Here is a 13,379-nt window from a genome sequence, read left to right on the forward strand (position 1 = left end):
TCAGTCTGCGGTCACGGTGAGTGTCACCGCCTGCAGGTCGGTTGAATCAGCGCCCACCGAAATGGTGAATGTGCCGGGCTCAACCACGCGTTCCATGTCGAGATTCCACAGCGACATCGCACGCTCGGTGACCTCGAAGCGCAGGGTCTGCGTTTCGCCGGCCTCGAGCGAGACCCGCTGGAACCCGGCCAATTGCAGGACCGGCCGCGTCACCACGGCAAGATCGTCACGGATATAGAGCTGGACGACATCATCGCCGGCCCGGTCACCGGTATTGGTCACATCAACCTCGACGAAGGCACTCTCACCGACCGTGACCCTGTCCTCGACCAGGCGCGGCTCGGAATAGTCGAACGTGGTGTAGGACAGGCCATAGCCGAACGGGTAGAGCGGCGCTTCCTCGTCGAAGAGATAGCCGCGACGGGCCGAGGGCTTGTGATTGTAGAAGACCGGCAGCTGGCCGACCGAACGGGCAATCGTCACCGGCAGGTGGCCACTCGGATTGACCTCGCCCAGCACGACGTCAGCGACGCCATTGCCGGTTTCCTGACCCAGATACCAGCCCTCGATCAGCGCGTCGGCATTTTCGGACAGGAAGTTGACGGCCAGCGGACGGCCATTGAGCAGGACGACGATGGTCGGCTTGCCGAGAGCGAATATCTCGCGGGCCAGGTCGAGCTGCTGGCCGACCAATTGCAGGTCGGCGCGGTCGCCCAGATGGTTGTCGGCCCAGGCTTCGCGGCTGAGCTGCTCGTTTTCGCCGAGCACCATCAGGATGAAATCGGCCTCGCGGGCGGTTTCCACGGCGGCCTCGATCAGTTCGGCATTGACAGCCGGATCGACGAGATCGACCTGGTCGGCCGCCCATTGCCGGCTCTCGGTCAGGCGCACGCCTTCCGAATAGACCACGTCAAACCGGTCACCGGCGGCCTGCTCGAATCCTTCGAGAATGCTCACCACATGGCGCGGCTGGTCGGAATAGCCGCCGATCGGGGTGTCGACCGCATGGGTGCCGATCACGGCCAGTGTGCCGATGGCATCCGGATCAAGCGGCAGGGTGTTGTCGCGGTTTTCCAACAGCACCATGGCACGTTGCGCCGCGGTGCGGGCCAGGGCAATGGCATCATCCGTGGCCGTTCCGGCAACGGCCGCATCGGCATCGGCATAGGGGTTTTCCCAGACGCCGGTCAGGAATTTCAGGCGCAGGATGCGACGCACGACCGTATCGATCTGTTCTTCGCTGATCCGGCCCTCGGCGACCATGTCGGGGAGGCTGAGAAAGCCATCACCATGCGGCAGCTCGACATCGACGCCAGCTTCCAGGGCGCGGACAGCCGCGTCCTCGATATTGTCATACATGCCGTGTCGGCTGATCAACTCGCGAATGGCGAAATAATCACTGACGACCAGGCCCTCATAGCCCCACTCATCGCGCAGGACATCCGTCAGAAGCCAGCGATTGGCGTGGCTGGGGACGCCGTCAATCTCGTTATAGGAAGCCATGATCTGCATGACATTTGTGTCCTCGACCAAGCGCTCGAAGGGCAGCAGGAAATTCTCCCGCAATTCCCGTTCGGAGATCTGTGCCGGGCCGATATTCATGCCGCTTTCAGGCTGGCCATGGCCGGTCATGTGCTTCAGCGTCACGAAGACGCGGTCTTGCGCCAATGGCAGATCATCGCCCTGGAAACCGCGCACGGCGGCAATGCCCAGTTCGGACACCAGATAGGGGTCCTCGCCATAGGTCTCCTCGATCCGTCCCCAGCGCTGATCGCGGGCGATGTCGACGATCGGGGCCAGCGTCAGGTGGACGCCACGCAGGCGCATTTCACGCGAGGCGACATTGAACACATCCTCCAGCAACTCGGTGTCCCAGGTCGAGGCCAGGCCGATGGATTGCGGGAAGCTGGTCGCGTTCGGCGCGACATAGCCGTGCAGGGCCTCTTCGTGGAACAAGAGCGGAATTCCCAGGCGGGTATCTTCAATGGCCCAGCGCTGGGCGGCGTTGATGTATTCAACCGTCTCGCGTTCTTCCCGATTGAGTACGCCGGCATTGGCGCCGGCCGCCGTTGTGCCGGGTTCGACACCCTGGCGGTCATAGGGGCGGGAGATCTGGCCGAGACCATTGGGGTAATTCTCGGAGGCACGCTCGGGCGAAAAATCGCCGGACGGGGTCTGGATCTCGGCCTTGTTCTGCCAGATGCCGATCATCTGGGCGACCTTCTCCTCCAGCGTCATGCGCGACAGCAGGTCCTCGACACGAGCCTCGACCGGCTGGCTGGCGTCGCGATAGATCGCGTCCGGACCAGGCCGGTCAACGTCCTGCGCGGCGCAGGCTGCCTGACTGGCGAGGGTGGCAAGAAGGGCCGCAGGTGCGGCAATCCGGCGCGTCAGCCGGACAATATCGAAGGCAGGCGTCTGGACGCTCATACTGGTGTCTTCCCCTATCACAGGCCGGATTAGAGACCGTCCGGCGCTTACTGTTTGCGCGATACTAAGACGAGGCATGGGGGGAAGGTCAATGCATTTGTCGGAGTAAATGCGCCGATATAGACACCCCTGCCCCCGGGAAGTATGACCGTAGGAACAAAAGCATCAGAAATCGCGGTGGTTATTGCCGCCGGACCAGACCTGCGACAGGCGCAGGACGGAAGGACAATCGACATGGCGCCGAGCGACAGGACCGAGGACAAACCGCGTCGGCGTACCGGCAATCCGGCCCGCATCCACGGCACGATTGCCCATGATCTCGGCGTCGCCATCGTCTCCGGCCAATATCAACCGGGCGAGACATTGCCCAATGAGATCGATTTTTCCGAACGCCTGAAAGTGTCGCGCAGCGCCTATCGCGAAGCGGTGCGCATCCTCTCGGCCAAGGGCCTGGTCGAGAGCCGGCCGAAGACCGGCACGCGGGTCACCCAGGCGACACGCTGGAACCTGCTCGACCCGGATGTCCTGGCCTGGTATTTCGCCTCCGAGCCAGACCCCAAGCTGATCGACGGCCTGTTTGAACTGCGCATGATCATTGAGCCAGCCGCCGCCGCACTGGCCGCCGAACGCCGCGAGCCACACCATCTCACCGTGATGCGCGAAGCCCTGATGAACATGGAAAAACACACGCTCACCACCGAGGCCGGCCAGATCGCGGACCGCGCCTTCCACGACGCCGTGCTGGATGCCTCCTGCAACATGCCACTGCGCAGCCTCGCCAGCACGATCGGGGCGGGTGTGCGATGGACCACGGTCTACAAGGCACGCAAGGACGAGCTTCCGCGTGACCCCATGCCGGACCATTGGCGCGTCTTCGATGCCATTGCCGCCGGCGGCCCGGAAGCTGCGCGCAGCGCGATGGAAGACCTTGTCGGGGCCGCCCTGCGCGATACGGCCCGCGCCCTGCGACGCAGCCAAAAGCGTCCGGGCGGCGACGACTCCGGCTGATTCTGCTGCAATTCATGACATGTCGCGTCGCGCCGGGGCGACGCAGCATCTTGCTTGCTGTCAAAATGCAATCTATTTGTCGGAGTATTCTGGCACCCAGAGAATGGTGTCACGACCTGCAATAGAGAGCTTCATGACAAAACGCTTGAGATCACGCGCCTGGTTCGACAACCCGGAAAACCCGGACATGACCGCGCTCTATCTTGAGCGCTATCTCAATTACGGCCTCACTTTGGAGGAGCTGCGCTCGGGCAAGCCGATTATCGGCATTGCCCAGACTGGGTCCGACCTGGCGCCCTGCAACCGCCACCATATCGAACTCGCCAAGCGCGTTCGCGAGGGCATTCGCGAGGCCGGCGGCATCGCCCTTGAATTCCCGGTGCACCCGATCCAGGAGACCGGCAAGCGACCGACGGCAGGCCTTGATCGCAATCTCGCCTATATGGGCCTGGTCGAGTTGCTCTATGGCTATCCTCTTGACGGCGTTGTGCTGACAGTCGGTTGCGACAAGACGGCACCGGCCTGCCTGATGGCCGCAGCAACGGTCGACATTCCCGCCATCGCCCTGTCGGTCGGACCGATGCTCAATGGTTGGCGCAAGGGCGAACGGATCGGCTCCGGCTCGATCATCTGGCAGGCGCGCGAAATGATGGCGCGCGGCGAGCTGGACTATGAGGGCTTCATCGAACTGGTGGCGACCTCGGCCCCGTCAGTCGGCTATTGCAACACAATGGGCACCGCCTCGACGATGAATTGCCTGACAGAAGCGCTCGGCATGAGCCTGCCCGGCTCAGCCGCCATCCCGGCGCCCTATCGCGAGCGCGGCCAGGTCTCCTACCAGACCGGCAAGCGGATCGTGGAGATGGTCCATGAAGACCTCAAACCGTCCGACATCCTGACCGAGGACGCCTTCCTCAACGCGATCGCGATCAACTCGGCGCTTGGCGGCTCGACCAATGCGGCGGTTCACCTGACCGCCCTGGCCCGCCATTCCGGCGTAAACCTGCCACTCAAGACCTGGCAGACGCACGGCCACAAAATCCCGCTCATGGTCAACATGCAGCCGGCCGGCGCCTATCTCGGCGAAGACTTTCACCAGGCTGGCGGTGTTCCGGCCGTCGCCGCCCAGCTGATGCAGCAAGGCCTGCTGCGCGAGGATGCCAGGACCGTCAATGGCCGCTCGATCGGCGAGAATTGCCGCGACGCCGAAATCGTCCTGGAAGACGTGATCTGGCCCTTTGACGCGCCACTCCTCAAGGATGCCGGCTTCATCGTGCTGACCGGCAATCTGTTCGACACGGCCCTGATGAAGACGAGCGTTATCGCCAAGGCCTTCCGCGACCGCTACCTGTCCGACCCTGATGATCCAAACGCCTTCGAGGGCACGGTGCACGTATTTGACGGACCGGAAGACTATCACCGCCGCATCGACGACCCGGCCGAGAATATCGGTGATGACGGCATCCTCGTGATGCGCGGTTCGGGTCCGATCGGACACCCCGGTGCGGCGGAAGTGGTCAACATGCGACCACCAGCCTATCTCATCCAGCAGGGCATCAATGTCCTGCCCTGCATCGGAGACGGGCGCCAGTCAGGCACGTCCGGCTCCCCCTCCATCCTGCACGCCTCGCCGGAAGCGGCGGCAGGCGGCAATATCGCGCTCTTGCGCACCGGCGACCGACTGCGGATCGACCTCAACACTGCGACCGTGAACTGGCTGGTCAGTGCAGACGATATCCGCGACCGCCGTGATGCGTTGGACGCCGCGGGCGGTTACCCCTATCCGGCCTCGCAAACGCCCTGGCAGGAGCTTCAGCGCGACACGATCGGCCAGCTGGAAACCGGTGCCGCCCTCGAACCGGCCGTCAAATACCGCCGTATCGTCGAGACATTCGGCAATCCGCGCGACAATCACTGAACAAGACCCTGATCCCCGTCGCGTTCACGGCCGCATCGGCAAGCCGACTTGCTCCGTCGGCCGACGGCGATGGCAGCGTCACTCCGACATCTGATCGATCGCTATCCGCATCCATATGTCCGATGTCTCACCAGGCCGCAGCACCGGCATCTCACCGGAGCGTCCATGCAGGGCGTCCGGGCGATGGGTGACCGGCTCGAGACAGGCAAAGTCCTCGCCAGGTGGGCAGTAGAGATGAAGATGATTGACCGCCGGCGACGCCGTCAACCGCACATGACCGGCCCGGCAGACGATTGACGCGGCGCGACGCCAACCTGCATAGCAATGATCGATCAGCCTGCGCCCATCGACAACACGACCGTCAGAAAAGTCGGCAATCGTAGCAGGCGCGGCTTGCGCGACCGGGATGTCATCCCCCCCCGGCAGCCACACGCTTTCCGCTTCAAACCGGACCCGCGGGTCTCCGGCCAGGGCGAAATAGGGATGAAATCCCAAACCGGCCGGCATATCCGTCTCACCCTGATTGCTCAGCGACAGCGCGATCTCCAGGCCGCCCTCGCCCAAGCTGACACGCTGGCGCGCGGACCAGTGCCACGGCCAGGCACCAGCAGGGTGATGGAGATCGAGCACAAGATCAGCCACCCGCTGACGCACGGGAGTCCAAGCAGATCGCCAGCCCGAACCGTGCAGCGCGTGCGGCGCGAAGTCTTCGGGGACCGGAAGATCAATGCTGCGTCCCTGCCAATCGAAGCGCCCTCCAGCGATCCGGTTGGCGAAGGGGATAAGCGGAAATGACGACGTGGTGAGGATGTCGGTCGGCGTCGCCGGAGCCGGCCGGAGAATATCCCTCCCTTGCCAGCGCAGCGCCGTCACAGCCCCGCCGAGTTGCGGACACACCTCCAACTCATAGCCGGCGGCGGCCAGCATCAGCGTCACAGCTTGATCAGGGATTGCGGCTGGCCCGGCACCTCCACACGGACCCGGAAAAGACCGCCGGCGAGCGGCTGCTTCGCCCGGCTTTCCGGTGTCTGGTGCAGCCAGGCCGTGGTGCAGTAGAGCGTGCGCAGATCATCATCCCCGAAGGCCGCCTTGGTGACAGCGGCGACCGGAAAATCGATCTTGCCTAGCTTTGCGCCGTCCGGCGCATAGCGCGCGACGCCCCAGCCGCCGAACAGGCCGGCATGCAGCACGCCGGCACTATCCATCGAGGGGCCATCGCAATAGCCCTCATCCATCACGGCAAAGACGCGCCGGTTGGATATCGCCCCAGCCTCATGGTCGAAAGCTTCGACCGTCTTTTCCAGCGTGTCGTGATGATAAAGCGTTTTGCTGTCCGGGCTCAGGACCGGACCATTGGTGACGCCGTATCCATCGCCCTTCAGCACCAGGCCCGTGTCCGGCGTCCAGCGGTAAAGCGCGCCTGTCCTGGCCGTCTCGCTATCGTCCATGGAGCCAAACCAGAGCGAGCCGTCCGGCGCGACATAGCCGTCATTGAGCCGGTTCTGCGGCCGGTCCGGCTCAACGGCTTCGATCAGGGAGAAGCGGTCATCGTGCAGATCGAACCGATGCAACCCGCCGCGCACGCCGCAAATGAGGCTGCCATCTTCCGCTGGCAGGGCAAAGCCGGTCTGATCCGGCGTGTCCCAGCTCGACTTCGCACCGTCGTCGACGCCGTAGCGGTGCAGTTTTCGACCCTTGATATCGACGAACCAGATACAGCGCTCCCGTGCCGACCACACCGGCCCTTCGCCCAGTTCCGCCTTCAAGTCCCAGATCAGTTCGGGCTTTGCCATGCCGTTTCCGTCAATGACTGCACAAAAGAAATCGGCCCGGGCGGAGGGTCGCCCGGGCCGAAGGTGGGTCGTGACTGACTAGCCTTCCATATCCTCGAGTTCCTTGCCGCGGGTTTCGCGCACCATCTTGATCACGAACCAGATCGAGATGACGGCGAACACGGTGTAGATCCCGTAGGCCCCGGCCAGCCCGATCGAGCTGAGCAGGGAGAGGAAGGTGATGGAGATCAGGAAGTTGGTGCCCCACTGGAAAAGCCCCGCAATCGCGAGACCGGAGCCACGCATCTGGTTGGGGAACATCTCGCCCAGCATGACCCACATGACTGGACCCCAGGAGAAGTTGAAGAACATCACATAGACATTCGCCGCGACCAGGGCCAGGAGGGCCATGTTGTCGGACAGGCTCAGCGAACCCTCGATGAGTTCGCCGGTCGAGAAGGCGAAAGCACACAGGCCCAGCGTCACCGCCATGCCGATCGAACCGATGATCAGCATCGGCTTGCGGCCGAGCTTGTCGATGACCAGCAGGGCGACAATCACCGAACCGATGGACAGGGCGCCTGACAAGACGTTGGTCAGAAGGGCATCACTCTCGGTGAAGCCCGCCGCCTGCCACAGCACAGCGCCATAGTAGAAGATGATGTTGATGCCCACGAGTTGCTGGAAGCTGGCCAGACCGATACCGACCCAGACGATCGGGCGGATCTTCTTGGTGATGGGGCTGATCAGGTCACGCAGGCTGGGCTGGTGATCGGCAGCGAGCGAGGACTCAATCTCGCCAACCTTGCGCTTGGCCGTGACAGGTCCGAACAGCTTGGTCAGTACGCCCGTCGCCTGCTCATTCTTCTTCTTGAAGACCAGAAAGCGCGGGCTTTCCGGGATTGAGAACAGCGCGATCAGGAAGATCACGGCCGGCAGGAGTTCCATCCAGAACATCCAGCGCCAGGTCTCGAAGCCGAGCCAGAATTCCACCGTCGAACCGCCGGCGGTTTCCGCCAGTAGATAGTTCGACAGGAAGGAGAAGAAGAGGCCGGCAATGATGGCGATCTGCTGGATCGTCGCGAGACGGCCACGAATGGCTGCCGGTGCGATCTCGGAGATATAGGCCGGCGCCATGACGCTGGCGGCACCGACGGCAAGACCACCGAGCAGGCGGTAGATCACGAATTCGGTCGACCCGTTGGCCATGCCCGACCCCCAGGCCGAGACGATGAAGAAGATCGCGGCGGCCACCAGCAGGGTGCGACGCCCGAAAATATCGGCCGCACGCCCGGCAATCAGGGCGCCGATGGCGCAACCGAGCAGCATCGAGGCGACATTCCAGCCGGTACCGATGTCTTCCGAGTTGAAAGCGGCCCGCAGCCCGTCGACCGTACCGTTGATCACGCCGCTGTCGTAACCGAAGAGGAAGCCCCCGATCGTGGCGACGATCGCGATGGCCAGGATATAGCCCATATTGGGCGCTTCGGCGGGAGCCGAAGTGCTCACGGCGCTATCTGCCGTATCTGTCATTGTCCAACTCTCCCCATACGGGCCTTTGGCCCTTTTTGATGATGCGTCTATCTCCAGCCCGCATCGACGAAATACTCGTGGCCCGTACACGCCCGGGCGTCATCGGACGCCAAAAACAGGGCCATGGCCAGTATGTCCTTGGGCTCAACCCGCAGCTTGAGGCATTGCGCGGCAACGATCTCGGCCTCGCCTTCCGGCGTGTACCATTTCTCCTGTCGCGGTGTTTTGACATTGCCTGGCACGATGCAGGTCACCCGGATCCCGTCCGGCCCCAACTCGCGTGCCAAGGCACGGGTCATGCCCTCGATCGCCGATTTGGCGGTCTGGTAGACTGACAGGTCCGGCAGGGCGAGGTGCCAGGAAATCGAACCGAGATTGATGACCACGCCGGAGCCCTGCGCCTTCATGCCGGCGGCGACTTCGCGGGTGGCAAAATATTTGTGACGCAGATTCACCGCCATCCGGTTGTCCCAGTATTCCGGGGTCACGTCGGCGATGGTGTGACGGTCGTCATTGGCCGCATTATTGATCAGGACATCGACCGTGCCGAGCTCGGTCCGGATCGCGTCGAAACACGCATGCAGTGCATCCAGATCGGTCAGATCGCAATGGCGGTAGACCGGGGCCGGATCGAGTGCAGACAAACGGTCTGCAATCTCTGTGGCCGGCCCGTCACAAATGTCGAGAAAGACCACCCGGGCGCCTTGGCAGGCAAAGCCTTCCGTCAGCGCCGCACCAATACCTGACCCGCCGCCGGAAATCACGACCAGCTTGCCTTTGAGGGAGGGATAAATCGCGCCGCTCATGCTGCACTCCCCAACAGGCCACGGGACGCCAGATTGCGCATCAGGCCGGATATCCCCAGCGTCCAGGGCGGTGCCAGATCACAGGTCGTGACCTCATTGACCAGGGCGCCCAGACGCGGCGTCGATACAGTCACCTGGTCACCAATCTTGTGGGTGAAACCCTGTCCCGGCTTGTCGCGGTCCGCGACCGGCGCAAACATGGTGCCGAGCATCAGGACGAACCCGTCGGGATATTGGTGATGTTTGCCGATCGCCTGGCCGACGAGTTCGAGCGGGTCACGGCTGATTTGCGACATCGAACTCTGGCCGGTCAGGGTGAAACCGTCCGGCCCGGTGATCTCCAGCGAAATCTCCGCCCGGCGAACATCATCAATGCCGAAACGGGCGTCAAACAGGCGGATGAAGGGACCCAGAGCGCAGGAGGCATTATTGTCCTTGGCCTTGCCCAGCAGCAGGGCCGACCGGCCCTCGAAATCACGCAGATTGACGTCATTGCCGAGCGTGGCGCCGACCGCGCGGCCGCTCGCATCACAGACCAGCGCGATTTCCGGCTCGGGATTATTCCAGTATGAGTCCGACCGCACCCCCACCCGGTCACCCCAGCCGACCGCAGATAGGGTCGGTGATTTGGTGAAGATCTCGGCGTCCGGCCCGATCGCGACTTCAAGGTATTGCGACCAGAGGCCGTCGGAGATCAGGGCTGCCTTGAGCTGCGCGGCTTGGTCGGATCCGGGTTTGACCGACGCGATATCGGCGCCGATACGGGCCTGCAGGGCGTCGCGTATATCGCGCGCGCGGTCGGCATGACCCTGGGCGCGTTCCTCGATCACCCGCTCGATGGCAGAGATGGCGAAGGTCACGCCGGACGCTTTCACGCATTGCAGGTCGATCGGCGCGAGCAATTTGACCGCACCCGACGGTTCCGGGCCGAAATCGGCAACCAGGCCGAGATCATCCAGCGCGCCGAGATCGCGCCCCTCCACGCCGGGTAGTGCGTCGGCGCTCGCCAGGGCGTCAGACACTGTCGGGGCGAAACGGGAAATGTCCTGCACCCGGCCATCGCGGACCAGCACCGGAGCCGGGCCTTCAGGCAGGGCCAGACGGCCGATCAGGACAGCGTCCTTCCGGTCCACCGGCAGGCAGTCAGTAAGCTGGGTCATTCCTCCCCCGAGGATTGTCTGTGGCATGGTGCCCGTTCCGGGCTTTTTAATAGCGCTAACATCATTTTGTCTGACAACGAAGTCAAGCCTTCGCGGCCGCCCTCTCCAAAGTTTCAGGAATTGCCCGGCACCTGTCCGGTCGAGGCCCGCACGATGAGTTGGTGCGGGAGGAGTTGATCGATCAGCGATCGCGCATCACGGCGCGACTGGTCACGCGATTCCTGCAGAACGAGACGCAGGGCAGCCTCGGCCATGCGGGCGACCGGCTGGCGGATTGTTGTCAGCTCCGGCCAGACGGCCGTGGCCAGCGGCGTGTCATCGAAACCGGCAACCGACAGATCGCCCGGCACATCCAGGCCGCGGCGATGCGCCGCCGCCAGCGCGCCAGCGGCCATGTCGTCATTGGAGGCGAAAATGGCGGTCGGCGGATCGTCGAGCGTGAGCAGGCGTTCAGCCGCTTCGAAGCCGGACCGATAGGTGAAATCACCGGGTTCGACCAAGGGGTCCGCCGGCGGTTCGGCGCGCCGGATCTCGGTCTCGAAGCCCAACAGGCGCTCGACGCTGGCAGTCTGGTTGACGGCCCCCTTGATGAAACCGATACGGCGATGGCCGAGTTCGATCAGGTGTCGCGTCATCTCGGTGGCGGCGGCAAAATCATCCATCCGCACGGCGTGGGTGTCAGGGCGGGGATGGCCGGTCCCGACCGCGATCGCGACAACACCGGCCTCGCGCAGGGCCGCGATGGCCCGGTCAGACTCAGCATGCGGCGCCGGCAGGATGACGCCGGCCACACCGCCCGCAATCAAGCGCCCGATAGCTGCGGACTCGCTGTCCGACGAGGTGTCGCACTTCTCGATCACCAACAGGGCGCCGCTGGTCTGTGCCCCGTCAAGCGCGCCGACCAGGAATTGCGACAGATAGCCCGCCGACGGATTGGAATAGAGCAGGCCGATCCGGCCGGCACCATTGCGGGCCAGGCTGCGCGCTGCGGCGTTGGGGGAATAGCCGAGCGCCTTGACCGCCCCCATCACCGCTTCGCGGGTCGAATCCTTGACGCCGGGGACATTGTTCATGACCCGCGATACCGTCATCAGCGAAACCCCGGCCTCGCGCGCGACGTGATCCATCGTCACGCCGCCGGTGCGTTTCTTGGTCCGGCTCACACGCCCTCCCCGTTTGCTGGTGATCCTGATCGCCGCCTCTCCTCAAGCATCCGCCGGCTGCACCGGGCGGGCAAGCCCGGCCGCCACACAGCGGGCCGCACCGCGATCCAAAAGCCCCGCCAGCGCGTCTGTCAGCGCCGCTACCACGTCGGGGCGACGTGCGAGGTCGCGCCCGAACACCGGTTCGATTGCCAGCAATGCCTGTACCTGCGCCGCAGGATCGGCACCGGCCCTGGCCAAGGCGTCACGGGTCCGGTCTGCCAGCGGATCATCGACGTCATAGGCACGGCCTTGTTCATCCACACCCGTCTGCCAGCGCATCCAGGCGGCAATGGCGAGGCAGATCGCCGGCGAGGCCAGACCAACCGCGAGCCGGTCCCGCAAGGTCGCCAGCAAGCGCTGCGGCAGTTTCTGCGACCCGTCCATGGCGATCTGGACCAAGCTGTGTTCCAGCGCCGGATTGGCAAAACGTTGCACCAAGGCAGCGCGATAGGCCGCCGCGTCGAACCCGGCAGGTGCATCCAGCGTTGGCTGGGCCTCATCCCAAATCGCATTGACGAGCGCGTCAAAGCCCGGCGCGGCCATCGCCTCGTGCACAAAACGGTGGCCCGCCAGCGCGCCGAGATAGGCCAGTGTCGAATGCGAGCCGTTGAGCAGGCGCAGCTTGATCCGCTCCCAGGCGGCGACATCGTCGGTCATCTCGACGCCGACGGTTTCCAGGGGCGGGCGCCGGTCAGAGAACCAGTCCTCGACCACCCATTGGGTAAAACCCTCGGTCTTGACCATGGCCTCGTCGCGATAACCCAGACTGGCCTCGAGCGCGTCAATATCAGCCGCCGTTGTCGCCGGTACGATGCGGTCCACCATGGAAGAGGGAAAGGCCGCTTCGGTTTCGATCCAGCCGGCCAAATCCGGATCGAGCGCGTGGGCAAAGGCCAGCACCGCCTGGCGCGTACGCCGTCCATTGTCCGGGATATTGTCGCAGGACAGGGTGGTGAAGGGCGGCAGGCCAGCCATCCTGCGCGCCGCCAACGCCGCCACCAGAAGACCGGGCACACTGCACGGGCGGGCGGAGTCGGCGAGATCAGCGCGGATTTCCGGCGCCTCCAGCATCAGGGCACCGCTTTGCGGATCAAGCAGATAACCCTTCTCGGTCACGGTCAGTGTCACCAGGGCGGTATCGGGATGGGCCATCGCGGCAACCAGCGCTGCAGGGTCGTCCGGCGCGACCAGAACGTCGCGAATGGCCCCGATGATCTGGCGCCGCTCGCCATCGGCGTCGCGGATCTGGCAGGTATAGAGTCCGTCCTGAGGATTGAGCTGGCCGGCAACACGGGGCGAGCGCAACGAGGCACCGCAGATCATCCAGCCGGTCTCGCCCGCCGCCATAAGCGCATCGAAACAGACCGCCTGGTGCGCGCGGTGGAAAGCGCCCAATCCGAGGTGCACGATCCCGACCGGCTGGCTGCGGTCATAGGTGGGACGAGCGATCCCGGTCGGCAGGTCCGCGATCCGGTCCGCCTGCAATCTCATCGGCAAATCGCCCGACCGAAACGCTGTCGCACGCCCGCTCTCGTCGCCATCGCCTG

The 13,379-nt window shown here is 64.2% G+C and carries 10 protein-coding genes; 2 read left to right on the plus strand and 8 right to left on the minus strand.

Translation table 11 applies throughout. From position 1 onward, the window contains the following. Positions 1–2,430, minus strand: coding sequence for a glycoside hydrolase family 3 N-terminal domain-containing protein (locus C7435_RS09100; RefSeq protein WP_121211042.1), 2,430 nt, complete (start codon positions 2,428–2,430; stop codon positions 1–3). A gap of 234 nt (positions 2,431–2,664) precedes the next feature. On the opposite strand from C7435_RS09100, the gene C7435_RS09105 reads away from it, so the two are divergent. Next, on the plus strand, positions 2,665–3,438 hold the full coding sequence (locus C7435_RS09105) for a FadR/GntR family transcriptional regulator (protein ID WP_075189977.1): 774 nt from the start codon (positions 2,665–2,667) through the stop codon (positions 3,436–3,438). A gap of 133 nt (positions 3,439–3,571) precedes the next feature. Then, complete coding sequence (locus C7435_RS09110) at positions 3,572–5,356, plus strand: IlvD/Edd family dehydratase (RefSeq protein ID WP_121211043.1); 1,785 nt, start codon at positions 3,572–3,574, stop codon at positions 5,354–5,356. Positions 5,357–5,434: 78 nt separating this feature from the next. Here the strand turns inward: C7435_RS09110 and C7435_RS09115 are convergent, their stop codons facing one another. From C7435_RS09115 to C7435_RS09145, 7 genes are all read right to left on the minus strand, one after another. Further along, positions 5,435–6,283 carry an aldose 1-epimerase gene (locus C7435_RS09115; protein ID WP_147422667.1) on the minus strand — a complete coding sequence of 283 codons (849 nt, stop codon included), beginning with the start codon at positions 6,281–6,283 and terminating at the stop codon, positions 5,435–5,437. A gap of 5 nt (positions 6,284–6,288) precedes the next feature. Then, positions 6,289–7,149, minus strand: a complete 861-nt coding sequence (locus C7435_RS09120) for an SMP-30/gluconolactonase/LRE family protein (RefSeq protein WP_121211047.1) — start codon at positions 7,147–7,149, stop codon at positions 6,289–6,291. 78 nt (positions 7,150–7,227) lie between these two features. Further along, positions 7,228–8,661 (minus strand): sugar porter family MFS transporter, encoded by a 1,434-nt coding sequence (locus tag C7435_RS09125; protein WP_121211049.1) that lies wholly within the window; start codon positions 8,659–8,661, stop codon positions 7,228–7,230. Between the two features lie 47 nt (positions 8,662–8,708). Further along, positions 8,709–9,467, minus strand: coding sequence for a D-xylose 1-dehydrogenase (locus C7435_RS09130; RefSeq protein WP_121211051.1), 759 nt, complete (start codon positions 9,465–9,467; stop codon positions 8,709–8,711). Then, positions 9,464–10,627: a fumarylacetoacetate hydrolase family protein gene (locus C7435_RS09135; protein WP_121211052.1), complete on the minus strand. Its 1,164-nt coding sequence runs from the start codon at positions 10,625–10,627 to the stop codon at positions 9,464–9,466. Before C7435_RS09135 ends, C7435_RS09130 begins: the two co-directional genes overlap by 4 nt. 113 nt (positions 10,628–10,740) lie before the next feature. Further along, positions 10,741–11,790, minus strand: coding sequence for a LacI family DNA-binding transcriptional regulator (locus C7435_RS09140; RefSeq protein ID WP_198928872.1), 1,050 nt, complete (start codon positions 11,788–11,790; stop codon positions 10,741–10,743). A 42-nt stretch (positions 11,791–11,832) separates the two neighbouring features. Further along, positions 11,833–13,323 (minus strand): mannitol dehydrogenase family protein, encoded by a 1,491-nt coding sequence (locus C7435_RS09145; protein WP_121211054.1) that lies wholly within the window; start codon positions 13,321–13,323, stop codon positions 11,833–11,835. Between the last annotated feature and the right edge of the window lie 56 nt (positions 13,324–13,379).

The organism is Maricaulis maris (assembly GCF_003634045.1).
Classification (GTDB): Bacteria; Pseudomonadota; Alphaproteobacteria; order Caulobacterales; family Maricaulaceae; genus Maricaulis; species Maricaulis maris.

Coding starts and splice junctions, on each gene's coding strand:
- C7435_RS09100 (WP_121211042.1), bottom strand. CDS start 2,430: ATGAGCGTCCAGACGCCTGCCTTCGATATTGTCCGGCTGACGCGCCGG.
- C7435_RS09105 (WP_075189977.1), top strand. CDS start 2,665: ATGGCGCCGAGCGACAGGACCGAGGACAAACCGCGTCGGCGTACCGGC.
- C7435_RS09110 (WP_121211043.1), top strand. CDS start 3,572: ATGACAAAACGCTTGAGATCACGCGCCTGGTTCGACAACCCGGAAAAC.
- C7435_RS09115 (WP_147422667.1), bottom strand. CDS start 6,283: ATGCTGGCCGCCGCCGGCTATGAGTTGGAGGTGTGTCCGCAACTCGGC.
- C7435_RS09120 (WP_121211047.1), bottom strand. CDS start 7,149: ATGGCAAAGCCCGAACTGATCTGGGACTTGAAGGCGGAACTGGGCGAA.
- C7435_RS09125 (WP_121211049.1), bottom strand. CDS start 8,661: ATGACAGATACGGCAGATAGCGCCGTGAGCACTTCGGCTCCCGCCGAA.
- C7435_RS09130 (WP_121211051.1), bottom strand. CDS start 9,467: ATGAGCGGCGCGATTTATCCCTCCCTCAAAGGCAAGCTGGTCGTGATT.
- C7435_RS09135 (WP_121211052.1), bottom strand. CDS start 10,627: ATGACCCAGCTTACTGACTGCCTGCCGGTGGACCGGAAGGACGCTGTC.
- C7435_RS09145 (WP_121211054.1), bottom strand. CDS start 13,323: ATGAGATTGCAGGCGGACCGGATCGCGGACCTGCCGACCGGGATCGCT.